The organism is Collinsella aerofaciens (genome assembly GCF_040926185.1).
Taxonomy (GTDB): Bacteria; Actinomycetota; Coriobacteriia; order Coriobacteriales; family Coriobacteriaceae; genus Collinsella; species Collinsella aerofaciens_BC.
Genome location: NZ_JBCOIQ010000019.1, coordinates 21158 through 45643, shown reverse-complemented (window position 1 = coordinate 45643; position 24486 = coordinate 21158). Strand labels below are relative to the sequence as shown.

Below are 24486 nucleotides of genomic sequence, written 5' to 3'. Positions count from 1 at the left end.
GTATCGGGTTCCCACATTCATCCGCACATGTGCGGATGAATGTGGGAAGTGTTCGGATGAAGTTGATAATCAAGGAAATGAACTTCCATTTCGGCATACGGTCGATTTTTTGGGGTATTCGGTCGGCATTTCGTTATAATCATCTCGGTTTTATTTCTTATGGTTTATCTATCAGCGCAAGATGATGTCAGATGGAGGTCTGAATGTACAAGCGCACTAAGATTGTATGCACCATGGGTCCCGCCTGCGATAGCGACGAGACCATCCGCGAGATGATCAAGGCGGGCATGAACGTCGCCCGTTTTAACTTCTCGCACGGCTCCTACGACGAGCACCACGGTCGCATCGAGCGCGTCCGCCGTATTTCCAAGGAGCTCGATCTGCCTGTCGGCATCCTGCTCGACACCAAGGGCCCCGAGGTCCGCACCGGCCTTCTGGTCGACGGCAAGAAGGTTGCCGTCAAGACCGGCGATAAGATCGTCGTCACCGCTCAGCCCACGTCCGAGGATTTCCACGGCACCGCTGAGCACATCTCCCTCGACTACCTGGCTCTGCCTTCCGAGGTCGAGAAGGGCTCCCTCATCCTGATCGATGACGGCCTGGTTGCCCTCGAGGTCGAGTCCGTCAGCGGCCAGGACATGACCTGCGTCGTTAAGAACGACGGCCTGATCGGCGAGCGCAAGGGCGTCAACATGCCCAACGTCAACATCTCGCTGCCCGCCATCACCGAGCGCGATCGTCAGGACATCCTCTTTGGCCTGACCGAGAACATCGACTACATCGCCGCTTCCTTCATCCGTGACGGCGAGTCCGTCCGCGGCATCCGCAAGCTTTGCCGCGAGAACGGTGGCGAGCACGTGACGATCTTCCCGAAGATCGAGTGCGCCCTGGGCGTCGAGAACTTCGACGAGATCCTCGAGGCTTCCGACGGCATCATGGTCGCCCGTGGCGACCTGGGTATCGAGATCAAGCCCGAGCTCGTTCCGCACATCCAGAAGGAGATCATCGCCAAGTGCAACGCGGCCTACAAGCCCGTTATCACCGCTACGCAGATGCTCGACTCCATGCAGCAGAACCCGCGCCCGACGCGCGCCGAGGTTGCCGACGTTGCTAACGCCATTTACGACGGCACCGACGCCGTCATGCTGTCCGGCGAGTCCGCTGCCGGTAAGTACCCGGTCGAGGCCGTTAAGATGCAGGCCAGCATTGCTCTCGAGACCGAGAAGTACCTCCCGGCTCACGCTCCGCTCGAGGTTCCGGCCGATGCTCACGGCACCCGCGTTGTCAACAACGTTGTGGGTATGTCCGCTGTGAACATGGCCACCACCGTTGGCGCCAAGTGCATCACCGTGCCGACGACCACCGGTCGTACCGCTCGCCTGATCTCGCACTTCCGTCCCAACATGCCGATCTGCGCGTTCTCCCGCCACGAGTGGGCCGTCCAGCAGATGATTATGTACTGGGGCGTTATCCCGCACCAGGCCGAGATTACCCAGGGCACCGTCAACGGCACGATCGTCAAGGCGATCGAGACCGCTAAGGAGCTCGGCTACGTCGAGACCGGCGATCTGACCGTCGCCACCGCCGGCGACCCCCGCATGAGCATCCAGCTCGAGGACAAGGTCTCCTCGACCAACGTCGCTTACGTCGCTCAGGTGCGCTAAATCGCACTTGCAAGCAAATTTGCATTGCAAAGGGCCCGGAAGGCATTGCCTTTCGGGCCCTTTTTCTGTGCACCGATGCCTACCGCACGACATGGCACGCACCCATTTCATTACCAAAAGCGCGAAATCCGCCCTCCGAGGCCCAAAAAATAAAGCCCCAAGCGCTAAAAGTGTTCGCCCGGTGGCAAACCCACACCTCACACAGGGCTGATAAATCGTTTTAGCAAGAACCAAATCGACCTGGTTTTCGGAAGTATGCGGCAAATTCTGGAACCTCCGAGCACACCCTGTTTTTTCGCAACAAAATGCCTGATAAACTAGCCTCAAAAGCCAGGTCCGCTCATAGGGTTCAGATTTTGCCGCATACTTCCGGATTGACGCTGGCATCACTCGCTTCAAAGAGATGATTTCGGCCAGGAGGGCATTATGGACCTGACGCTTTGTGGGCAATCCGCCTTTAACTACTACCGCATCCCGCCGCAGGTATTAGGCCTTTACCCCGCCATTAGCCTTGGCAATATGGATCGCAGATGTTGTGGCCTCGGAAGTCATGCAGTTGTAAAAGACCTGCTTCACGCACCACTTCACAGGCTTGTATTCACTCGGGCACAATCCGGGTCGCGAAGCCTGTTTAAATCGCACCTCCTGACCCAAGAACCACCTCCGGGGTCGTTTAGGCAGACTGAACATGGGTTTGATGTCACGTCACCGGAGTTCACGCTGCTCAACCTTGCTACGCAGGTTTCACGCAACCAGTTACTCATGGCTTGCTACGAGATGTGCGGCTCCTTTGCAGTGTTTAAGCCCTGCGAGCGAACGCAACAACAACTCGATGAAGCTATTTCGCTTAAGTTCATTCCACCCAACTGCGGCTGGGAGCGAGTTAACGACACCAAGGGCAATGACACCAACTTGTGGAAGCGCACGCCGCTTCTTACCGCAACGGATATCGCCGCGTTCGCCAAGCAAGCCGCAGGCCTGCGCGGCGTCAAACAACTGCGCTGGGCGGCCGAGCACATGACGGGGCAGGCCGCCTCGCCCTTCGAAGTACAGACCTCCATGCTTATCTCGCTCCCCCGCGACGAGGGCGGCCAGGGCATCGAGATCGCCAACAACGCGCGCATCCCGCTCAGTGAAGCCGCACGTTCGCTGTATGACAAAACCTGCTGCTACGCCGATATCCTCATCGAAAGCGCCACCGACAGCATGGGCGTCATTCTGGAATGCCAAGGCCGCTCTGCCCACGACAGCGAAGCCGCGAGCCTCTCCGATGCCAAGCGCGCCACCGCACTCACAAGCATGGGCTACGACGTCATCCAAATTACCTATGACCAGATCAAGGAGAAGAAGAGCTTCGACCACATAGCCGAGCTCATCCATAAAAAGGCCGGGCTTCCCCACATCCCAAAGACCAAACAGGAGCGCATTGCCGAAGATACCTTACGGCAAGAGCTACTTGTCGATTGGGTTGAGCTATTCACTGCCGGGCCGGCCAGCTAGCAGCTAGCAATCAGAGGCAGCGCAGGCACATCGGGCGATTCGACACGGGCGGCAAAACCCGCCTCGGTCAGCTCGATGACCTCGGTAAACGTCGCGTCGAAGAATTCCTCGGTCAGCAGGCGGTATGGCGGATGGTCGGGCTCGCCGGGGTTTTCGCGTACAATCTCGTGCATAACGCCAATGGTCTTGAGCACATACTCCTTATGGATGGGATACTGACCAAAACGCGTCGCCGCAGTATACAGGCGATCGGTCGCGCGCGGAATCGAAACGATCCCGAGCGTCTTGCCAAACCAGTCAAAGTCGCCTTGCTTTTTAATGCGGAATTCCTCGCACGGCTTGCCGCCGTGCGCCTCCAGGTACTGATTCACGCGCGTATTCCACACGGTATCGGCCACGAGGTGAGACCAAACGCCCAGCGTCAGATCGAGCAGCGACTGCGCCACGTCATCGGGCGCGAGCGAAAGCTCGCTAGCACCGGGACCGGCAACCGGCTCGGCATCCTTGTAGCGTTGGGGATAATGTACCCGATTGAGTCGCTCACGCTCCTCGACAATCGAGGTCGCGGCAGCCGGCGTACCAACAGGCGCCCCTTTAAGCAACAGTGCCACATAGGTATCCCAGAACTCATGCTCACGAGGCTTAGGGATAGGCTCGGGCTTTGCAAAGTGCGTAATGCGGTACGGGATGGGATCGGCGATGCCAGGGACCATATAGCCCACGAAGATATCCGGAACCACGCAGCCAAACAAAAAGGCATTGCGGTCGCGCACGCTATTGGCAAGCGCACCAGTGCGCTCCAGCAAACGCTCCGTCTGAGCGATATGAATGTTCCAGCTTGGCATAGCCACCCCCCATAAAAAACCTGGATAACTATACCATCACGGCAAAGCCGCGCAGGCGGCTACGCACGCTCTACGCAGCAACTAGTCCGTAGCACCGCTTTCGGTTCCATACGACGGCGAAGACGCCTCGACCACATGGTGATATCAATCGATATAGATTGCACGGGCACCCAGGCGTCGCACCAAATCCTGGTGATGCGTGCTCATCAAGACCGTCTTACCCGCCGCGACGTAGGCCAGCAAGAAGTTGACCACGATGTCGCATGAATCCTCGTCGAGCCCATTGGTGGGTTCGTCGAGAACCAAGATATCGGGGTTCATCGATACGACTGCCGCCAGCGCCACACGCTTCTTTTGCCCACCCGAAAGCTGATAGGGCGAGGCATCGACCAGGTCGGCAACTTGAAACAGTTCCATGGCATCGTGCACGCGACGGTCGAGCTCGTCTGCCGGCAGCCCCATTTGAGCCGGTCCAAAAGCGACCTCCTCACCGACCGTGGCGCAGAACAGCTGGGCATCGGCGTTTTGGAATACGAAGCCTACGCGCTGGTGGAACTTCTGAGCAGCAGCAGAATCCTTCAGATACGCCGCATCGACCACGCGTCCGTCAAACAGGTATGCGCCGGCATCCGCGAGCTCAAGGCCGTTGATAAGACGCATGATTGTCGTCTTGCCGCAGCCGTTGGGACCGAGTAGGGCAACGAGTTCACCACGATCGACCTGCAGCGAAACGCCGTCGACCACCGTATGCCCCACATAGGAGAACACCACGTCGCGCAGCTCGATGAGCGGCGTGACCTCGGCGCCGCCCGCACCGTTCGTGCCCGCCGCATTATTCATATCGATCGTCAAAACGTCGCCCTTCCCTATTCACATCGACGGTTCGACCGTCCGCGCTACAACACAGCGCACAACACGGCGAGCAACGCCACAACGGCCGCGTAAACCGCATCGCGCCAGCCAAACCCGGCGCGTGCGGGCGCCGGATACGCACCGGCAAAGCCGCGGCAGAGCATAGCCTCGTCCATCGCGCGGCTGCATTCCATCGCCTTGATAAAGGTCATGCCCATGATACCCGCCAGCGAGTCGGTGCGCGAAAAACCCGCAGACGCACGACCCACGCTGCGCAGCATGACCGATTCGCACAGATTGTGCGCCGTGCGTCCCAGCACCTCGATATGCTTGAGCGCCATATCGAAGGTAAAGATGACCTCGTCGGGTAGATGCAGCATTTTGAGCGCCGCTGACATGCGGCTCCAGGTAAGCGTCCACGAAACACCCAGCACCAGCGACACATTAATGAAGGTCTTGAGTGCAATCTTGAGCATGGCGCCCGTGGCAGACGCGCCCAGCAGCAGGGCAGGCAGCGCTAGAACCACCGCGAGCCCCGCAGCGCCAAGCGCCGGCACAAAGGTTGCCCGCAGCCCGCGTACGGGGCGCACGGCAACGAGCACCAGCGCAATGGCCGCCATCAACATGAGGTACAGAGGGCTCTGCGTCAGACACACGCACAGGACGCAAACGAACATCCCCACCAGGCGTACCGGAGCCGAAACGCAAGAAAGGGCGCGGTCGACCATCGACCCGCCCTCGTGTACGCCTCCACCCAGGCGAACCCGCTCAAGCAGGCTCGCCAGGTGCAGGACATTCTTTTGCATCACACGATGCCGAGCCCCCGCGGGCTCGTAACGCTGCTCGACCGCAAGCCAGCTAGGCAGCTCGGCTCTTGCCATGAGCACCGCTTTCCTTGACCGTCAGCGAGACCAGGCGGAATACGATGGTGAGCACCGCCACGCCAATCACACCCGAAAGAATATACATCGCGGCCTGGCCGGCAAAGCCAAGGCCTTGCTCCTCGGAATAGGCCTGCAGATAATCGCCCGTGGGCAGGGCATCGGCAAAGGTCGGGGTATCGAGGCCGACCGAAGTCTGCAGACTGTTGTCACCAGCCTCCTGAACGGCGGTCGCGGCGCCCTCAGCGTCCCACTCGCCCCAGGCGTCACCCGTGGCCAGCAGGCCCAGCGGCGTGGCCACGACAAGCACGGCAACCAGGATGAGCGTGGGGACCAGCGAGGTCTTCTTGGCAGCAGCGCCCTCGGCAGCAAGCTGGCCATCGACGGCCTCGGGCCCGACGATAACGCTCGGCGCCGTCTTCTTAATGAAACCGTAGATGGCGGCCGTCGCCACGCCCTCGACCACGCCGGCGACCAGCATATGCGGGATCATCATGGCAGGAATGGCAATAGACAGTGGGAAGGGGCAGTACAGCGGCGCGCCCGAAGCGTTGGTAAAGAGCATCGGCTGAATACCAAACTCGATTGCCGCGCACAGGGCCGCCAGGCACAGGCCGACCCAACCGCTCACGATGGCAGAAACCGAGGTGCCCCAGCTCTTGTCGTGCAGACGGCTGTTGAGCGCACGGAACACGATAGCAGCGGCAAACGGCAGCACGAAGGCCATGTTAAAGCAGTTAGCGCCAAAGGACAGGATGCCGCCGTCGCCAAACAGCAGTGCCTGTAGCGCCAGCGCGACCGAGACAGCAATGGCCGCGGCCTCCGGGCCCAGCAGCAGCGCGATGAGCGCGCCGCCGACGGCGTGACCCGTGGTGCCGCCGGGCAGCGGCACGTTGAACATCATGAGCAAGAAGGAAAATGCGGCGCAGATGCCCAGGAAAGCCATGTGCTCGCGATCGAGCGTGGCACGCACCTTTTTGATGCAGTGGACCCAAACGGGCACCATTGCCACTGCCATGACGGCATCCGTCTGCGGGGACAGATAATTATCTGGAATGTGCATGCACGCCTCCCGGTTATCGGCGCACAGAATTGCAACGCCGCTTAAATCACCTTGTCAGTGTTACGCATTGTAAGATTCGTAACACGCCGCGGGCTATCATAGCAAAACGGCGCACTGCCGACAAAGCAGCACGCCGTTATGTAATGCGCGTGTCATATATGCAGGCTCAACGGTGCCTTATACCGAAAACAGCAGTCACGTAGGACTCGGCAGCAGCCACCGCTGACCCATACCCCAGCGCAGGACCTAGCCGCGGACCTCGCCGTTTACGCCCTTGCACACCTTGGTGACGATCTTCTGGTGCGCCTTTTCGACCTCTTCGCTGGTGAGCGTGTGGTCGTCGGAGCGATACGTAAGCGCAAAGGCCATGGACTTCTTGCCCGCTCCGATGCGGATGGGATCGCGGTAGACGTCGAACAGGCGCACGCCCTCGAGCAGCTTGCCGCCGGCGCTGGTAATACGGCGCTCAAGATCCTCGCAGGTCACGGTGTTGTCGACCACGATAGCAAGGTCGTGCTCAACGGCAGGGTACTGCGAGAACTCGCGGTAGTTCTCCTGGTTGCGGGCGCCCTTGATCAGCTTGTCCAGATCGAGCTCAAAGGCAACGACGACCTCGTCGATACCACAAGCCTCGCGCGCCTCGGGGTGGATCTCGCCAACCCAGCCCAGCACGGTACCGCCCGAGAGTACCTCGGCAGCACGACCCGGTTGCAGGAAGGCATAGCTCTCGCCCTCGACGGGACGGAAGCGAACCTTCTCGATGCGCAGCTGGGCAAGCAGCTCCTCAACGATGCCCTTGCCAAAGAAGAAACGCAGCTTGCGGTACTTCATGGTCCAAGACTGCTCGCTCCACTGGCCCGAGAGCACGCCCGCCACGGACTTGGTCTCCTTGGGCAGGCTGGCGTTCTCGCGACCGTGGAACAAGCTGCCGACCTCGTACAGATGCACGTTGGGCGTGCCGTGGGCCTCGTTGTAGGCCACAGACTGCAACAGGCCTGGCAACAGCGAGCGGCGCATCTCGGTCTGCTCGGCTACCAGCGGGTTCATGAGCACCACGGGGCAACCGCGACCCTCGGTGGACATACCGATCTTCTCCAGGTCGCCCGGGGCGGCAAAGCCAAAAGTCGTGGTCTCGTTGAGGCCGCAGGCGCGCAGGATCTCGCCGACCTTACGAGTGAGCTTCTGCTCGCGGGTCAGACCGCCGATGTGGTTCTTGGCAGCCGGAATGGTCGCCGTCACGCGGCCCATGCCCCATAGGCGCAAGACCTCCTCGATCAGGTCGATCTCACGCGGCAGGTCGGGACGGAAGCTCGGCGGCGTGACCATAAAGTCCTCGCCGTCGCGCTCGACGGTGCAGCCCAGGCGGGTAAGCGAGCGCTCGATAAAGTCGGGCTCGATGTCGGCACCGCAGATGGCACGCACGCGGGCCAGGCGCAGCTTAATGCTGTCGATGGTCTTGGGCGCGGGGAACACGTCCACATAGCCGGGAGCAACCTCGCCGCCGGCGATCTCCTCGATCAGCGCGCACGTCACATTGGCGACGTCCACGCAGCCGGTCTCGTCGACCTGGCGCTCAAAGCGGATGGAGGCGTCGGAAATCAGCGATAGGTCACGGCTGGTGTGCGAGGTGCGGCCGGCGTTGAAGCAGGCGCTCTCGACCATCACGTCAACGGTATCGTCCTCGATCTCGGAATCCATGCCGCCCATGACACCGGCCAGCGCCACGGGACGCTCGCCGTCGGTGATGAGGCCCATGCCGGCGTCGAGCACGCGCTCCTCGCCGTCGAGCGTCGTGAACTTCTCGTCCTGCTGGGCGGCGCGAACCACCACACGACGGTGGCCATCGCGCTCGGCAAAGGTGTCCAGGTCAAAGGCGTGCAGCGGCTGACCGGTGAGCATCATCACATAGTTGGTGATGTCGACGATGTTGTTGTGCGGGCGCACGCCCAGGGCGTTGAGGCGCTTGACCATCCAGTCTGGCGACGGGCCGACCTCGACGTTGCGCACGATGCGGGCAACGTAGCGGTCGCACAGGCCCTCGTCGGCAATCTCGACCGAAAGCTCGTCGTCGGTCGCTCGGCCGGTCTCGGCCTTGATGGCGGGCAGCTCAACGTGGAAATCGCGGTCGAAAATTGCGCCGGTCTCGCGGGCCATGCCGATCATGGACAGGCAATCGGGGCGGTTGGGCGTGATCTCGCAGTCGAGCACGGTGTCGCTCGAGTCCACGTACTCGGCAAACGGCATGCCGCAGGGCGTATCCTCGGGCAGGATCATGATGCCGGAGTGGTCGCCGCCCAGGCCGAGCTCGCGCGCAGAGCAGTTCATGCCCATGGACACGACGCCGCGAAGCTTGCTCTTCTTGATCTTGACGTCGCCGGGCAGGACAGCGCCAATCATGGCCGTGACGATGTGGTCGCCGGCCTCGAAATTCTGCGCGCCGCAGACGATCTGCAGCGGGGCGGGGTTGCCTTCGGCGTCGAGATTCTTGTCGCCCACGTCGACCGAGCACACATACATGTGGTCGCTATCGGGGTGCGGGGTCTTGGTGAGCACCTTGGCAGTCACCACGTGGTCGAAGGACTCGCCCACGGTGTCGATTGCCTCGACCTCGGTGCCGGTACGGATATATTCGTCCGAAAGGGTCTTGGGATCCTCCGGAATATCAATCATGGTCTTGAGCCAGTCGTAAGAAACACGCATCTAACTGGTCTCCTTTCATAAATGCGGCTTTGAGCCGGAAACTGCAACTAAGAAGAAAGCGTTCTAGAACTGGTTCAAGAACCTCATGTCACCAGTCATCAACGTGCGCAGGTCGGGCAGGTCGTAGCGCAGTGCCGCGACGCGCTCGGCGCCAATACCAAAGGCGAAGCCGGTGTACTTCTCGGGGTCGATGCCGCAGTTGATCAGGACGTTGGGGTCGACCATGCCGCAGCCCAGGATCTCGATCCAGCCGCTGTGCTTGCAGAAGTTGCAGCCCTTGCCGCCGCAGACGTGGCAGCTCACGTCCACCTCGCAGCTAGGCTCGGTGAAGGGGAAGAAGTGCGGACGGTAGCGCGTCTTGCGGTCCTCGCCAAACATGCACTTAACAAAGTAGTCGAGCGTGCCCTTAAGATCGCCAAAGGTGATACCCTCGTCGACGACCAGGCCCTCGATCTGGTTGAACTGCGGCAGGTGGCAGGCGTCGGCCGTGTCGGGACGGTAGACGGTGCCCGGGCAGATCATGTAGATGGGCGGCTTCTGCGACTCCATGGTGTGGATCTGCACGCCCGAGGTCTGGGTGCGCAGCAGCACGTCGGACTCGCCGTGAGCGTGAGCCTCGGGATGCGCGACGCTGCCGGGGTTGTTGTCGACCACATAGAACGTGTCGCGAGCCGAGCGGCTCGGGTGATCCATGGGCGCGTTGAGTGCGGTGAAGTTGTAGTAGGAGGTATCGACCATGGGGCCGGACTCGACGGTGTAGCCGATGCCGCAGAAGATGTCCTCGGCCTCCTCGATGATCTGCTTGATCAGGTGCTGGTGACCGATCTGCGGACGGATCCCCGGCAGCGTGATGTCGACGGCCTCGTGCTCGAGTGCGTGCTTGAGGGCGGCGGCCTTCATCTCGGTGGTGCGCTCGTCGAGCATGCCCTCGATCAGATGGCGCATCTCGTTGGCGCGTTTGCCCATCATGGGACGATCCTCGGGGGCGAGCTTGCCCATCATGCGCATCAGGCCGGTGATACGGCCCTTGCGACCGAGCAGCTCAACGCGCGCAGCCTCGAGCTTGGCGGCGTCGTCGGCGCTAGTGACGAGCTCCTTGGCCTCTTCCTCGAGTTTGACCAGATCATCAATCAGACTCATGTCTTCCCTTTCGTCTCTCGCGCATCCGCGCTCCGGGACGGCTGACGCCGCCCGATGCTGCAGATGCGCGGCCCGGTTCGGTAACAAAAAACCGTCCTCGGGCATGTGCATTGCCCAAGGACGGTTGAATTCCGCGGTACCACCTTGTTTGACCCGGCGGATGTCTGGCCCGCCGTGCCCACTCTGCGCCCCTTGTCGCGAGGCTCACGGCTTCCCTACTGGGGCTTCACCGCCGTCGGCCGCGCGCCCGTTGAGGTTGCTGCTCGGGAGTGAACGCTTGGCCCTTGCCACCGCAGGAAGGCTTGCAGCCCATGACCTTCCCTCTCTTGCCGGCGACGCGGCGGGCAAAAACCCTCTCCGTCAACGCATTGGGCTATAGGATAACACATTTCGCGAGCGCATCGCCGCGTTCCGTTTTGTTCGCGCTGGGTACAAGGCAGGTAGCTGTGCAAATTGGCCGCGCACCCGCCTGCGGCGCTCGGCCTGCGAGATTAAGGATACGGTATGGGAAAGAAACTCGATAAGAAGGCCAAGGCCGCCGTGGCAAAAGCTGCCAAGGGCGTCAAGGTTGCTAAAGTCGACAAGGCCGTCAAAAAGTTCCGCAAACTCGAGGGCAAGCTGTGGACTCGCGAGTACCTGCTCAAGATTGCCGAGTTCGATGGAGCGACGATTGCTCCTGCCAACGGTGCTGCCGCCCGTGCTGACGCCATGGGCACGCTTGCCGGCGAGCATCACAAGCTACTGACCAGCGAGAAGTCTGTCGAACTCGTGCACTCGCTGGCACGCGAGACCGTCGCCGGCGGCAAGATCGACGACCCGCAGCTGCTTGACGAGATCCGCGTGCTCGGCCGCGACCAGCGCGAGGCAAGCGTTATTCCTACCGAGGAGGCCGAGGCCTGGACCAGGCTCACCTGCGAGGCCGATGCCGTGTGGCACAAGGCCAAGACGGCCAACGACTGGGCGAGTTTTGAGCCCTATGTGGATAAAATCGTCGCCCAACTTAAGCATCAGGCCGAACTCATGGACCCCAAGCGCGACCCATACGACGTTTGGCTCGACCAGTACGAGCGCGGCCTTTCTGCCGAGAGCTTCGATGCGTTTTGCGATGAGGTCAAGGCGACGGTCGTGCCGCTCGTGCACGCTATCGGCGAGCGCGGCCAGCAGCCCGCTGCCGACTTTTTGCACGCCCGCGTGCCCGAGGCCGCCCAGCGCGCCATGAGCTTCGACCTTATGAAGCTCGTCGGCCTGAACCTGAACGACACCACGCTTGCCTTTACCGAGCACCCGTTTAGCGAGGGCTTTGCCGTGGGTGACGCGCGCATCGCGACACACATCTACGAGGACGATTGCATCTCCAACGTCTACAGCATCATCCACGAAGCGGGACACGCCATGTACGAGCTGGGCGTCAATCCCGCCTATGCGCGCACCTGTCTTGAGGGCGGCACCTCCATGGGCATCCACGAGAGCCAGAGCCGCTTTTTCGAGAACACCGTGGGTCGCAGCCGCGCCTTTATGGGACCGCTGCTCGAGGTGCTGCGCCGCCACGCACCCGAGGTCTACGGCGACGTCGACGAGGACACGCTCTACCACGCCGTGAACATCGCGCAGCCTTCGCTGATCCGCACCGAGGCCGACGAGCTCACCTATCCGCTGCACGTTATGGTGCGCTACGAGATCGAGCGCATGCTGTTTGCCGGCGAGGCCACAGCCAAGGATATCCCCGCGCTTTGGAACCGCTTCATGGATGAGTACCTGGGCATTCCCGTTTCCGACGACACGCACGGCTGCCTACAGGATACGCACTGGAGCGGCGGCTCGTTTGGCTACTTCCCCACCTATGCGCTGGGCAGCGCCTACGACGCCATGTTTGTGCCGGCCATGTGCCGCGACGGTGTCGACCTCAACGGCGCCTGTGCGAGCGGCGACCTGACACCCGTCCGCGCCTGGCTGGGCGAGCACATTTGGCAGTGGGGCCGCGCCAAGGACGCGCCGGAGCTCATCAAGGGCGCGTGCGGCATGGCGTTCGATGCCCGCTACTACTGCAGCTACCTGCAGGACAAGTTCACCACGCTCTACGAGCTGTAAGGCATAACCGACACGCCAACGCAAAGGGGACGCCGCGGAACCAATCCGCAGCGTCCCCTTTTTTCACCTAGTCGTTTAAGAACGTCCCCAATGACTACCTTACAGAGCTTCCAGCGCGGCGGCGATGCGCTTCATGGCGGCGTCGGCGGCGGCTTGGTCGGGGGCTTCGGCCAAAACGCGAATCACCGACTCGGTTCCGCTCTTGCGCACGAGCACGCGGCCCTCGCCTGCCAGCGCAGCCTCGGCCTCGGCGATGGCGTTCTGCACGCTCATGTTCTCGAGCGCGGCGTCCTTGTCCGCCACGTGCACGGCCACCTGCGCCTGCGGCAGCAGCTTGCACGGAGCCGTGAGCTGCGAGAGCGTCTCGCGCTCGGCACGAATCACTTCCATCACGCGCAGCGAGGTCATAATGCCGTCGCCCGTGCGCTCGATATCGCCAAAGATCGTATGGCCCGTCTGCTCACCGCCCAGGCTGTAGCCGCCCTCGCGCATCTTGGCATACACGTGACGGTCGCCCACGCCGCTGGTCACGGCGCTCAGACCGGCAAGCTCCAGCGACTTGACAAGGCCAAAGTTGCTGGCGATCGTCGGCACCACGGTACCGCCCGAGAGGCGCCCGTGCTTGTTCAGATACACGCCGCACACGTACAGGATCTGGTCGCCGTCTACCACGCGACCGCGCTCATCCACGGCCAGGCAGCGGTCGGCATCGCCATCGTAGGCAAAACCCACGTCCAGGCCCTGCTCCACCACATGGCGCTGCAGGCGCTCCATATGCGTGGAGCCGCAGTCGACGTTGATGTTAAAGCCATCGGGCGCGGCATTGATCACGCGCACGTCGGCACCGAGCGCGTCAAACACCGGCTTGGCCACCGAGGAAGCCGAGCCGTTGGCGCAGTCGATACCGATCTTGACGCCCTGCAGCGAAAAGTTCGCGCTGGCGATGAGCGAAGCAATGTAGCGGTTGCGACCCTGCATGTAGTCCACCGTGGCGCCGATGTGGTTGCCCGTGGCCAGCGGCACCTCGCTCTTGCCATCGATGTAGTCCTCGATGAGCTCCAGCACGTCCTCGTCCATCTTAAAGCCGTCGCTGTTGACGAGCTTAATGCCGTTATCGCAAAACGGGTTGTGGCTCGCGCTGATCATGATGCCGCAATCGAAGCAGCCTTCCACAGTCTGATGCGCTACGCCTGGCGTGGGGATCACGTGCAGCATATAGGCGTCCGCACCGCTCGCGACCAGGCCGCTCACCAGCGCCGCCTCAAACATATAACTCGAGCGACGTGTGTCCTTGCCCACGATGACGCGCGCCTTAGCACTGCGGTTGGCGCCGTAATACCAGCCCACAAAACGGCCAATCTTATAAGCGTGCTCTACCGTCAGCCCAACGTTGGCCTCACCGCGAAAGCCGTCGGTGCCAAAGTACTTCATATCTTACTTATCCTATTCGAACGTTTGAGCGGTTGGCGTGGTACGAACCTTAAGCTCTTTGTGCCCAGAGTCCTTCGAAGTCGTGACCGTGTACTCGACCTTTATGTCTTGTCCAAGAAGCATGTGGACACCGCCCCATGCAACCTTCAAGCCATCGTGCGTCGCTTCGTTCATCTCGATAGAACCGGAGCCCGAAGTCTTAATGTCCGAAATGCTGCCTCCCGCAGGAGCATAGAGATAAAGCCTCAGCACCTCATCATCAATATCCTGGCTAATGCCGTTATGGCCCTGGAAATAACCAGGCATCTCGGCCTTCTCCTGGGGGGTCATCGTGTTCTTGAGCGAGGTGGTCACTCGATACGTCGTCGAGCCATCGGCATTTTCAACCGAAGAATCGATGGTGACTCGCTTATCGAGGAACCAATCCATCTTTGAATAGCTGTAGTTGTTCACATAGACGCCCAAGATCGGAGCCTCCGACGTATCGGTTTGGAGGGCGCCCGATATTCCAAGAGCCTTCGCGGCCTTTTCCTCGTCATCGTTTCTCGAATACATGAGGATGCGACCCTCGGAAGCGCCCTTTTCGATGGCGGCAGCAATCTTAGTAATATCGCTGGAGCCCAGTTCGTCCACGATCTTGTTAAAAGCTGATCCGGCAACCGCCGCAAAAATGGCGTCCTGTTCCTCTACCGGGTAATTCCAATAAATATCGTGCAGCAGCACCTTCGCAGCGTTGCTTCCATCAACGACGGTGCCGTCAGGAAGCTGTGTGCCGCCTACAACGCCGAGCATATACTGCAAAAATACCGGATCGACTGCAAATACGCCGTCGATGTCATCTCCGACAATGGCCTTCTGCATATCGCTGGCAAGCTGAGCCGCACGCGGATAATCAGGCGTCATCGTAACGTCGCCCATCGTGTATCCGAGCGTGTTGAATCCGGTCAGGCCCCATCCGGTCGTGAATAAGTTTGCCTCTTCATCGGTGATGGGAAGCGGGCTCAAAGGCTCTTTCATCATGTCGACTTTGACAAAATCGCCCAGTTCGAGCTTACCGTCAGTCACCGACATCACGCCGCGAGAACCGGGGAAACCGCCGCAGGCGCGGATCTCGACATTGCTCATCGCGAGCACAAGATAATGACGCGTCTGGCCGTTGGCGCCGAGCATCTGGGGAAGGACGGGGGCGACCTTCTCCGCCGCGTCAACCGCGCCGTTGAGGGTGGCAAAGCCGTCCTTGGCCTTATCGACCAGCTCGGTCACCTGGGAAATATGAGTATCGCCAATGCCCTGGATCTTCTCGTTGGCGCTCTTGAACACCTTCGAGCTGCTGGAAAGCGAATCGGCGACCGCCTGTAGCGCGGACACGTTAATCATGCCGTCCTGGAACAGCTTGCCGGGCGTGGCCTGCGAGAGGTTATCGGCCATGGGAACCAGCGCGTTGCTCGAGACATCGGACAGGGCATCAATCATGGTGCGGGCTGCGTTGATGTCGCTGCCATACACCGGGATAAACGAAGCCGCCGTCCACAGCGGGCTCGAGGTCTCCGCCTTCATGCTGTTGCAGAGCTCATCGATCTTCTTCGCGTCGTCAGGCAGCGTCGAAAAATCGCCCGACGTGACCTTGTCCTTAAGGCCACCGACGATCTCGACAGCCTCCTTCGCTTCGCTCTTTACGGTCTTTGCCGAGTTAAGCAGCATAAAGCCGCTTGCGCCAAGCGCAACGAGAAGCACCGCGACTACAGCGGCAATAATGGCGCCGGTGTGACGCTTTTTGCGCTCGCCCTTGCGATGACGATGACGGACCAGACCGTCAGAAGTCGAACTCGACGAAGCGTCGCTACCGTAGTTCAAGCCAAAATCGTAATAATCTTCCTTGGAACCCGAGCCCGCAAACTCGGCACCGCTATCATCCAGGCGGGCGAACGTGCCAGTCTCGGAGGCGCCGGTGTAAATCGTGCCAAGGTTACCCGTAAGCCCCGCGCCACCGGCAGAGGGAGTATTGTTGGCGGCCTTGTCGGCATTAACGTTGCCGGCGGCATTCGCGGCGTTGGCAGCACCCGCGTTGTTCGCGGGTACCGAAGGAGCCCCGATCGGCTGCGACGCGGAGGTTGCACCGCCCGCAAAGACATTCCCTCTTGCACGGCCGGTCTTTTTTGCCTTTTGAGACTGCTCGTACAGAGCGGTAAACATCGCCGTCTCGCCCGGGGACACGCGCTTACCGGAACCGCCCTGTCCAGCGCCGCCCGGCGTGCCGGCCTTACTAGCCCCATTCGGACGCGGCGGAACTGCAGGGCGGCCGCTATCGCTGCCCTTAAAGTGATTACCAGCCATAAAGAAATCCTCGCAATTGAGTCGCAATGAAAAAGTCCATAACGTTACTAGTTTATGGCATTTTGAGCATCGACAGCTAAACTCCAGACACGGACATCAATTGGCGAAAATGCGGCACAACACCTTTTCTATCTTGGCGGCGGCGCCAGCTACACCGTGAGGAACATCATCACGATGATCATGGCAAAGCCGATAAGGTCGGTCGGCAAAAACACCGTGCCCAGCATAACGGCGCTGGTGATGGTCGCCGAAACCGGCTCCACAGTTCCGATGAGGCTCGCACGCACCGAGCCGATGTCCTTAACGCCCTGCATATAGAGCATGTAAGCAAAAAACGAGCCGATAACCACGAACACCGCGAGCGCCTCGACGCCGGCAGCGTCGAGCGCCGGCATATGCGCCCAGGGCTGCACGAAGACACACGAGACCACGCCCGCCGTGAGCATTGCCGAGCCCGTGACGATGGGGCTGCCGTATTCGGGCAGGATCTTGGCGGGAATCACCGCCATACACGTGGCGCTGACCGCACACATAAGACCTGCTGCCAGGCCAAGTGGCGAGATATTCAGGCTGGTGGGGTCGCCGCCGGTGGCGATTAAAAAGGTTCCACCCAGAGCCAGGCCAATGCCGATGACTTCGCGAGTACGCGGCATGCGGCGATCGGTCACGCAGGTGTAGCCCATGATGATAACGAGCTGCAGGCACTGGAGCACCGTCGCGGTTCCGGCGTTCGTCAGGCGCACGGCCGAAAGATAGCAAAACTGGTTGAACAACAGACCAAAGGCGGTAAAGAGCAGCAGCTGCTTGCGATCGGCGGGTGTGGTCCAAAGCTTGACCAGGCGTGCGCGGTCGCGCGTGACAACCACAGCCATAAAGAGCAGGCCGGCGAGAATCTGACGCACGCTCATAAGCCACAGCGTATCGACATGGTAGGTATCGAACAAAAAACTCGCGCTGGTGCCCGAGAAGCCCCAAAACGAACCGCCCACCAGCGTAGCCAAGACGCCCGTGATCATCTTGCGCGTCGAAGCGCTGTTCAGGCGGTCGCGCCATGCGCGACGGGTGTTGCGGCTGAGCTCGTCGGTGCCCTCGGGCACATCAATGTTCGATATATCGGTCATCGGCACCGAAGCCCCTGCGCCTTCGACCTGCTCGACACACTCTTTGCTCATTCCACTCCCCCGAAACAGCCTGGAAACAATTCGGTTTACCTTACCACGGCGAAGTCACCAGCTGGAGGCTTGTCCGCTTATCGGTAGGACAATTCCGCAGGCGTCTTTCCATAGCTCGATACCGCAATGGCCTTGCATTATGCGACAGCCAAATCGCGGCAGCAGGCTCTTTTGAAATGGATACGACAAAGCCCCCGAATTCCACAATGTAAGCGATTTTTAAAAATGTTCTTGCCACCGAGTTCAGGCTCCGTTATATTATCCCTTGCGCGCTTGCGCACCCTTGATCGGGCGTTTAGCTCAGGGGGAGAGCGCTTCCCTGACACGGAAGAGGTCAGAAGTTCAAATCTTCTAACGCCCACCAAATGTTCGCAGCTCAGAGGCTATGTCCTCTGGGCTGTTTTGTTTTATGTCGCCAAATCAGCTAGCAGCTCCAACCGCCCTGCCCATGCACAAAACCACGTCAGCGACCCAAGTGCCTATCCCGGCTGACTCCGCAGTCAATCAAAACCGCCCCAATAGCCACCGAGGCCGAGACCAACGCGTCTCGAACCCATCCGAGCCGCAACTTCTCAGCAAAACGCCGCGATGTCTGCGTCCTGCGGTATCCTTGAGCCACTTGCACCTGCAGCACCAAGGAGCCACCATGCGCACCGAGCTCGATGTCCCCTTTTCGCACAAAGAAGAAGCCAAGGCGCTGGGCGCCAAATGGGACCGGACCAAGAAGATCTGGTATGTGCCCAGCGGCGTCAACCCCGAGCCCTTTGCCGAGTGGCTGCCCGGTGTTGACCGATCCGACCCCTCAGCACCGTATATATATCTAGTACTGGGCAAGCGCGAGTGCTGGAAGTGTCACAAAGAGACCTCGGTCGCGGCCTTCGGCATTCCCTATCGAACCGATAACGACAAGAGCATCGCCATCGCGCACACGCCCAACGAAGCCGGGCACATTGCCATCGACACGGCCAACGCCAACGCACTCGCCATCGTGCCCGCTCTTGGCTGCGTGCCGGGCGAGATCCGCGACTACCTTCATAAGCGTTGCGGCTACAAGCCCGTAGGCGCGCGAGCCTCCAAAGCCCCGTCGCTCGGCAACACGTGCACCAGTTGCGACGCGCTGCAAGGCAGCCGCTATCTGTTCGAGGAGCCCTCGTCCCCGTTTGCCCTCACTGCCATCAACAAGCTGCCGGCACTGGAGTTTATACGCGTCGAAGTTGCCGGCGTCTTTGGCGTCCCGGCCACGCGTACCGACTTTGACCAGGCGCTCTTTACCTGGGCACGCGACCATCACGCCGAGTTCCACAAGCAACTCGGTGAGGGGATTTATTTGTAGGGGCAACATCGAGGTATCGAGGAGCAGGGGTTGATTGTTAAATAATCTCGAAACGCTACAGCCCCAGAATATGCTCCAGGTAGCCCTTGTTGAACCAGAACGATTGCTTCGTCATCCAGCGCCCGTCGGGCAGTTCGTAAGCATTCCTTGCGATGTCACCGATCTCTGTTCCATCGGCAAACTTGTAAGCCGCTTTTGACGTATGCGGGCGAACGTGAACAATTGGATTGTCCGCCATACCGGGCAGATTGTTAGTCACTTTGAGCTTTCCGCTCGCATCCCGATACGGATTGAGCTCAACGCCCTCACGTATTACCTTTCGCGTCTCATCCCAACAAGCTTTCGCTGGGCCTTCGATTTCGTTTTCTCCCATTGCCCAGAACAAACAACGATCGAGACGCAGCACGCCATCGTGGTCCTCACGGAACACAACGAAGAAAAAGCGATTGGTCTCAAGGCACGCATGAAGAGGCGACGTCTCCCAGTCTTCTTCAATCAAACGCTTGAACTCAAACGGTGGGAACGACATAGCCTGTTCGATGTGCCCCCTGTTGTTAACTCGAACAGTTCGGACGGAAATGCCTGCCTTGACGAATTCCTCGGCAGCATTGTTTTTGATTCCGAGCATACGATAAACGAGCGTTGTCCACTGCGCCTTATTGCCCGTGTACTCCAGTCCATACTGTTCGGCAATTTGACGATCGGTCTCACCGTAATGGCGCTCGATAAGTCCAGTTACGTAACTTTCGAAATCGATAGACTTGCCATCGTCCTGAACAATGCTCTCCCCGACTCGCGGAGCACCGAGGACATAAGTATGGAGCACATAGTCCATATACGAGCGCTTGAGGGAAAAGGCGCGACGCTTTGCGCGATGGCGCTCAATCTCGCCCGTATCGGTATTGAAGTATTCATAATACTGGTCCGCCCACATTGTGGCCTCAGTTGCGCCCTTCGTGCAAGCACCCAGATAAGTCGTCATGCCTTCTGAAAGCTCGTCCGCACGGCCATCCTGAATATAGGAAATGATCTTCTCGTAGTCGGCGCGAATGATTTTCATGTCCTCTTCGGGCAGACGAACCATGACCGCACGCTCAATGCGTTGGTCGTATTTATCGATGGAACGATCTCGGCCGTAGTAAATCAACAGGATATTGCTGAGCTTGGTCTTGAGGTGAGAACTGTCGTAGTCGAGCGAAACAGGTCGGTCATAAGGAATCATGGTCAGGACAAGGCGCTCGCCAGCAGACTTCCGGCCGTTCTTGAGCACATCAAAACACGTTGCCTTGAGCTCAACGCCCGCCTCGGGAAAGTCGGGGCGATCGTCACTATTGGCCTTGTAGCCAAAGTAACGTTCTTCGATAAGAGTGCCCATACCGCCTTTGTACTTCTTGGAGCCAAAGTCCTTGGGCGCACTCTCCCCCTCCGGAGCAATACCGAGCTCGAGAATATCGCGGAACGTCATGCCATCGAGATTGGCAGCATAGCGCTCAATACTTGAGGGGTCAGAAAAATCAGTATCGTCAAGCATGCGCTTGAAATCGAGGCGCTTCTTAGACACGGGATACCTCCGAAACTCGCAACTAACCTCATGGTAGTTCAGAGCAACTACTAACGCCCAGAAAATTGAGGTCTTGATTGTCCCCTCGATCGGTTATTGTTGTGACCACCATAACCGGACACAGCAGCGATTGGAGAAACGTGTCTGAGATTAATATTGCCGAGCTTTTTGCGGGCGTCGGTGGATTTCGTTTGGGTCTCGAAGGCTATGCCGACCCTAGACATCCCGAGTTTTATATGAAGCCCGCCGGCCCCTTCCGCACCATTTGGGCCAATCAGTGGGAGCCGCCCGGAACCAAGGCGCGTCAGTTCGCGGCCCGTTGCTACATGGATCGCTTCGGCAATGATTCCGTCGTCAACGAAGACATCAATAAGGTCCTGGAGCAGGCCGAGGCGAAAGAAATCGAAATCCCCGATGTCCAAATGGTTGTTGGCGGTTTCCCCTGCCAAGACTACTCTGTCGCGCGTCCGCTCAATCAGGCACACGGCATCGAGGGCAAGAAGGGCGTCCTTTGGTGGGACATCTATCACTTCCTCGAAATGAAGAAGCCCAAGTTCGGTCTCTTTGAGAACGTCGACCGCCTGCTCAAGTCGCCCGCGTCTCAACGCGGTCGCGACTTCGCCATCATCCTAAGCTGTCTTGCCGACCTCGACTACACGGTCGAATGGCGCGTGGTCAACTCTGCCGAATACGGTTTCCCCCAGCGTCGCAAGCGTGTTTATATCTTCTGCGAAAAGGACGCTGGCAAGGTTGATCTCGTTAATCGCATGCACAACGGCGTCATGGCTAAAGCCTTCCCCGCCATCTATCCCGACGAGATGTCCGAGCTCGACGTTTTGCCCGACCCCTACGAGAACTCAACTCGTTTTGGCGTCGGCCAAAAGACCTCTCAATTCAAGAATGCTGGCGTCATGCAGGGCTGTCATGTTCTGACCTGCGACTTTGCCGAGGACTATCACGGTGAGCGCCACGTGCTTGGCGACGTGCTTGTCGACGAGGCTGATGTCCCGGAGCAGTTCTACATCTCCGACGAAAAGCTTCCCGACTGGCGCTACCTTAAGGGCAGCAAGCGCGAAGAGCGCACTAACAAAAAGACAGGCTTTACGTACACGTATTCCGAGGGAGCCATGAGCTTCCCGGATGCCACCGACAAGCCGAGCCGCACCATCCTCACAGGAGAAGGCGGCACGGGAGCGAGCCGCTTCAAGCACGTCATCGAGTGTCCCGATGGCCGTTTCCGCCGTCTTGTTCCCGACGAGCTCGATCAGCTTCAGGGATTCCCGAAAGGTTGGACCGATACGGGCATGACCGACGGCCATCGGGCCTTCTGCATGGGCAACGCACTCGTCACCGGCGTGCCCCATCGCATTGGCGAAGCTATGGTCGAAGTGTACGGCCTCTAAGGCAAGCAATCCGGAGCCGGCAGTTCACGCTGTCGACTCCGTTTTTCCACCCCACTTCCCCGTATACTGATGTAACACGTGTTTCATCCGGGCTTGTTGGGCCGGATTGTTCATGGGAGGGTCTTATGGCTGCTTCGAATCCGCCTAAGGGGAGCGTTTCTTCTTCGTCCATCAAGCCGGTTACGCGCAAGGCCGTGCGTTGCCAGCGCGAGGTCGCTTGGCTTGTCACGCAGGCGGCGGGCAGGCTCGTGGCGACCACTCAGGACGTCAACGCGCCTACGCCGAGCTTTGTGCTGGCAGCGGCGCTGGATTTCGTGCGCCAATTGGAGCTTGCCGAACAGGATGCCGGCGGCCACCTCGACTACCAGAATGTTATGGCGCCCGACCTGCAAACGTTCTGCCACATGGCCAAGTTGCCCGCCGCGCCCAATGCGCTTTCGGACGCAGGCTACATGTTTACGCTTTCGGGCGCGGACCTTATCCGCGACATCTATGCATACTGCAGCGAGCTCGCCGAGCGCCACGTCTTTGACGCGGCTGAAGTCAAACCGGGAAATGTCATCAAGCTGGTTCTTAGGCTGTTCTTGATGGACGGGTTCGGGGCCATGCCGGCGTAAGCCGAGTCTTCAGCATCACCGTCGACTGAGCAACAACCGCTTTACCTTAGTGGGCGCCAATTGAGGGTCGATTATTGGGTCGCCTCGTCCACTAACGCATTTATTCCACGCGCTCTGACAGTCGATACTTGCGGTTGCGGCTCGTCGCCGGCGCCGTGGGCTCAAGCTCGCCTTGAGCAATGAGCGCGTTGACGCGCGACCTTACCTGGGAAATTGTAAGCCCCGTACGTTCTGCCAGCTCACGCGTCCCCAGCTCGCCGTAGTGTTTGAGTGCCGTCACAATTAAGCCCCCGCCATGATCGACCGGCTCGATCTTTGAACGGTAAAGTACGACCTTGAACCGATCGAACCCCGGGCAGAACAGGGGCTCGGCCAGACCATGCGCGCGCATGGCATCGATCATCATCGGGATGCCCGAGCCATTGCCCTCAGCCGGCGAACCTGCGCCATCCGGCAGCGGGACAATCGACATGAGTTTCACGAGCGTCGCGTTACGGCATCGGGAGCTGCCGTCAAACAAGTTCTCGCGAGTCTTTCCCCCGTAAAGGCCGCCAGGATTCGTCACCTCGACACGATCGTCAAAGACGTCGACGGCAATCGATTGTCCACAGAACCGATCCCCGTATTCTCGATGGATTACGGCGTTGGCGATTGCCTCGCGCAGAACCTCCTCGGGAATCTCCAGCGAGTCGACACGCGAGACGCCTTGGACGGTCGAGGTTCGCCGCAAATTCTTGGCGACGGCCGCGACAGCATCCGAAATCATCTCGCCCAACGTTCCCTCACAGATTGTGCGGTCCATGAACCTCAGCGACCCCGCCATGCCCTTCTGAGTTCCCGCATGGACAGCCACGTCAATGAAGAGCTTGGGATAGAACTGCTGAGGGTAGGTGCCCACAACTAGGAGTCCAGCCTTGGTGACATTGCCCTGGGAATCAAGGATATTTAGGCGCTCCAGCTTCGTTTGTTTGTCCGGCGCGCCGCGCATTGCCCGGGGCGTCAACGAGAAAGCCCGATCTATCGTACGGTCGACCAGCGTCTCGTCGAGATTGTCCGCGCCCGCACCCGCCACCGCGTCCCGATCGCTCGGAGTCGCTCGACCGTATGACGCCAATGTGAGCACCTCGGTCGATGAAAGCGGCACATCTTTGTCATCGATGCGCTTGTAGCTGCCGCCCTGGGCGCCCCGCTCTATGACATAGCAGGGCTTGCTCGACGGATCGAGCTCCTCAATCGTAATGACGAGAACGATGACGCCCTGAAGCTCCACTCGCTCGATCGTGTATTTAGGCGGATTGGCCAGCTTTCCTCGACCGCCCGCATCACCCATGCCTGACACAAATTGGTTGAGCACTTTCTCGGTCTCAAAGTTCTCAACCGGGACAAAACCTGCGCGCTCACTCACTCCGAGCACGATGATTCCGCCGGCAGTGTTCGCGAATGCGCTCACCGTTTCCCACACATCGCGGGAAAGCGTCGTGGCGCTCTCCTTCACTTCGACGTTAAGATCATCCGAGCCCATACGCCTTAAAGACTCAAGCAGACCGGTCAGCTCGTTTTCGTTCATCTGCACGTCCTTTCGCTCGGTCCTGCGGAGAATGCCGCGGATAGATTTCCCTCGTCTCTCAGTTATCTCTCGTAATTATCTCTCATCTATCTCTCTATCTCTCGGCTTAGAGATAAGAGATAGATAGAGATGGAATGTCTACCATTTGCTTCATTTATACATATTTTTGCTGGTAGAACAATCGGTATTGAGACAATACCATGATTGCCCGTCTCTTTGCTGCTCAGTTATCTCTCATAATTTTCTCTCATCTTCCTGTCATCTCTCATATTAGAAACGAATGAGAGACGAGAGATACGCGAGTGATGGACGAGCGAGGATTTCCGAATATCCAC

17 protein-coding genes and 1 tRNA gene are annotated in these 24486 nt (G+C 59.6%); 7 read left to right on the top strand and 11 right to left on the bottom strand.

All coding sequences use genetic code 11. The features are described from left to right. Positions 1-203 precede the first annotated feature (203 nt). Together pyk and AB5750_RS07955 are read left to right on the top strand one after the other, a co-directional pair. Entirely contained in the window at positions 204-1664 is a 1461-nt protein-coding gene (gene pyk / locus AB5750_RS07960; RefSeq protein WP_368145995.1) for a pyruvate kinase, read from the top strand. A 426-nt stretch (positions 1665-2090) separates the two neighbouring features. Next, positions 2091-3164, top strand: a complete 1074-nt coding sequence (locus AB5750_RS07955) for a putative endonuclease domain-containing protein (protein WP_368145994.1) — start codon at positions 2091-2093, stop codon at positions 3162-3164. On the opposite strand, the gene AB5750_RS07950 is transcribed toward AB5750_RS07955, so the two are convergent. The 6 genes from AB5750_RS07950 to pheS all read right to left on the bottom strand — a co-directional run bounded on the left by AB5750_RS07950 (position 3161) and on the right by pheS (position 10645). Continuing rightward, positions 3161-4009: a hypothetical protein gene (locus tag AB5750_RS07950; protein WP_368145993.1), complete on the bottom strand. Its 849-nt coding sequence runs from the start codon at positions 4007-4009 to the stop codon at positions 3161-3163. The genes AB5750_RS07955 and AB5750_RS07950 overlap by 4 nt on opposite strands. Before the next feature lie 144 nt (positions 4010-4153). After that, positions 4154-4861 (bottom strand): energy-coupling factor ABC transporter ATP-binding protein, encoded by a 708-nt coding sequence (locus AB5750_RS07945; RefSeq protein WP_368145992.1) that lies wholly within the window; start codon positions 4859-4861, stop codon positions 4154-4156. Positions 4862-4905: 44 nt separating this feature from the next. Then, positions 4906-5742: an energy-coupling factor transporter transmembrane component T family protein gene (locus AB5750_RS07940; RefSeq protein WP_368145991.1), complete on the bottom strand. Its 837-nt coding sequence runs from the start codon at positions 5740-5742 to the stop codon at positions 4906-4908. Beyond that, positions 5720-6805 (bottom strand): cobalt transporter CbiM, encoded by a 1086-nt coding sequence (gene cbiM / locus AB5750_RS07935; RefSeq protein WP_368145990.1) that lies wholly within the window; start codon positions 6803-6805, stop codon positions 5720-5722. Before cbiM ends, AB5750_RS07940 begins: the two co-directional genes overlap by 23 nt. A 246-nt stretch (positions 6806-7051) precedes the next feature. Then, entirely contained in the window at positions 7052-9505 is a 2454-nt protein-coding gene (pheT, locus tag AB5750_RS07930) for a phenylalanine--tRNA ligase subunit beta (RefSeq protein ID WP_368145989.1), read from the bottom strand. A gap of 63 nt (positions 9506-9568) precedes the next feature. Then, a complete protein-coding gene (gene pheS / locus AB5750_RS07925; RefSeq protein WP_215694869.1) occupies positions 9569-10645 on the bottom strand; it encodes a phenylalanine--tRNA ligase subunit alpha in 1077 nt (358 codons plus the stop codon). Positions 10646-11149: 504 nt separating this feature from the next. Here pheS and AB5750_RS07920 point away from each other — a divergent pair. Next, positions 11150-12733 (top strand): carboxypeptidase M32, encoded by a 1584-nt coding sequence (locus AB5750_RS07920; protein WP_368145988.1) that lies wholly within the window; start codon positions 11150-11152, stop codon positions 12731-12733. 99 nt (positions 12734-12832) lie between these two features. Here AB5750_RS07920 and glmM read toward each other — a convergent pair whose 3' ends face one another. The 3 genes from glmM to AB5750_RS07905 form a co-directional block, all read right to left on the bottom strand. Further along, a complete protein-coding gene (gene glmM / locus AB5750_RS07915) occupies positions 12833-14164 on the bottom strand; it encodes a phosphoglucosamine mutase (protein WP_368145987.1) in 1332 nt (443 codons plus the stop codon). Positions 14165-14176: 12 nt separating this feature from the next. Then, entirely contained in the window at positions 14177-16498 is a 2322-nt protein-coding gene (locus tag AB5750_RS07910; RefSeq protein WP_368145986.1) for a DUF4012 domain-containing protein, read from the bottom strand. Positions 16499-16647: 149 nt separating this feature from the next. Further along, the gene (locus AB5750_RS07905) at positions 16648-17670 is read right to left on the bottom strand and encodes a DMT family transporter (RefSeq protein ID WP_368145985.1); all 1023 of its coding nucleotides are present in this window, start codon (positions 17668-17670) and stop codon (positions 16648-16650) included. A gap of 289 nt (positions 17671-17959) precedes the next feature. Between AB5750_RS07905 and AB5750_RS07900 the strand changes: the two genes are divergently transcribed. Beyond that, positions 17960-18034: transfer RNA gene (locus tag AB5750_RS07900), tRNA-Val, on the top strand. Positions 18035-18316: 282 nt separating this feature from the next. Beyond that, a complete protein-coding gene (locus AB5750_RS07895; protein WP_368145984.1) occupies positions 18317-19003 on the top strand; it encodes a DUF5710 domain-containing protein in 687 nt (228 codons plus the stop codon). Between the two features lie 55 nt (positions 19004-19058). Here AB5750_RS07895 and AB5750_RS07890 read toward each other — a convergent pair whose 3' ends face one another. Then, a complete protein-coding gene (locus AB5750_RS07890) occupies positions 19059-20564 on the bottom strand; it encodes a Sau3AI family type II restriction endonuclease (RefSeq protein ID WP_238022902.1) in 1506 nt (501 codons plus the stop codon). 140 nt (positions 20565-20704) lie between these two features. On the opposite strand from AB5750_RS07890, the gene dcm reads away from it, so the two are divergent. Both dcm and AB5750_RS07880 read left to right on the top strand, forming a co-directional pair. Next, positions 20705-21967, top strand: a complete 1263-nt coding sequence (gene dcm, locus AB5750_RS07885; protein WP_138113926.1) for a DNA (cytosine-5-)-methyltransferase — start codon at positions 20705-20707, stop codon at positions 21965-21967. A 125-nt stretch (positions 21968-22092) separates the two neighbouring features. Further along, the gene (locus tag AB5750_RS07880) at positions 22093-22584 is read left to right on the top strand and encodes a hypothetical protein (protein WP_238022903.1); all 492 of its coding nucleotides are present in this window, start codon (positions 22093-22095) and stop codon (positions 22582-22584) included. A gap of 100 nt (positions 22585-22684) precedes the next feature. On the opposite strand, the gene AB5750_RS07875 is transcribed toward AB5750_RS07880, so the two are convergent. Next, positions 22685-24151 carry an ATP-binding protein gene (locus tag AB5750_RS07875; RefSeq protein WP_368145983.1) on the bottom strand — a complete coding sequence of 489 codons (1467 nt, stop codon included), beginning with the start codon at positions 24149-24151 and terminating at the stop codon, positions 22685-22687. Positions 24152-24486: the final 335 nt, after the last annotated feature.

What these genes read in the sequence shown, in the direction of transcription:
- pheS (WP_215694869.1), bottom strand. Translation starts at nt 10,645, where the DNA reads ATGAGTCTGATTGATGATCTGGTCAAACTCGAGGAAGAGGCCAAGGAG.
- cbiM (WP_368145990.1), bottom strand. Translation starts at nt 6,805, where the DNA reads ATGCACATTCCAGATAATTATCTGTCCCCGCAGACGGATGCCGTCATG.
- pheT (WP_368145989.1), bottom strand. Translation starts at nt 9,505, where the DNA reads ATGCGTGTTTCTTACGACTGGCTCAAGACCATGATTGATATTCCGGAG.
- AB5750_RS07910 (WP_368145986.1), bottom strand. Translation starts at nt 16,498, where the DNA reads ATGGCTGGTAATCACTTTAAGGGCAGCGATAGCGGCCGCCCTGCAGTT.
- AB5750_RS07950 (WP_368145993.1), bottom strand. Translation starts at nt 4,009, where the DNA reads ATGCCAAGCTGGAACATTCATATCGCTCAGACGGAGCGTTTGCTGGAG.
- glmM (WP_368145987.1), bottom strand. Translation starts at nt 14,164, where the DNA reads ATGAAGTACTTTGGCACCGACGGCTTTCGCGGTGAGGCCAACGTTGGG.
- AB5750_RS07880 (WP_238022903.1), top strand. Translation starts at nt 22,093, where the DNA reads ATGGCTGCTTCGAATCCGCCTAAGGGGAGCGTTTCTTCTTCGTCCATC.
- AB5750_RS07895 (WP_368145984.1), top strand. Translation starts at nt 18,317, where the DNA reads ATGCGCACCGAGCTCGATGTCCCCTTTTCGCACAAAGAAGAAGCCAAG.
- AB5750_RS07905 (WP_368145985.1), bottom strand. Translation starts at nt 17,670, where the DNA reads ATGAGCAAAGAGTGTGTCGAGCAGGTCGAAGGCGCAGGGGCTTCGGTG.
- pyk (WP_368145995.1), top strand. Translation starts at nt 204, where the DNA reads ATGTACAAGCGCACTAAGATTGTATGCACCATGGGTCCCGCCTGCGAT.
- AB5750_RS07875 (WP_368145983.1), bottom strand. Translation starts at nt 24,151, where the DNA reads ATGAACGAAAACGAGCTGACCGGTCTGCTTGAGTCTTTAAGGCGTATG.
- AB5750_RS07955 (WP_368145994.1), top strand. Translation starts at nt 2,091, where the DNA reads ATGGACCTGACGCTTTGTGGGCAATCCGCCTTTAACTACTACCGCATC.
- AB5750_RS07940 (WP_368145991.1), bottom strand. Translation starts at nt 5,742, where the DNA reads ATGGCAAGAGCCGAGCTGCCTAGCTGGCTTGCGGTCGAGCAGCGTTAC.
- AB5750_RS07920 (WP_368145988.1), top strand. Translation starts at nt 11,150, where the DNA reads ATGGGAAAGAAACTCGATAAGAAGGCCAAGGCCGCCGTGGCAAAAGCT.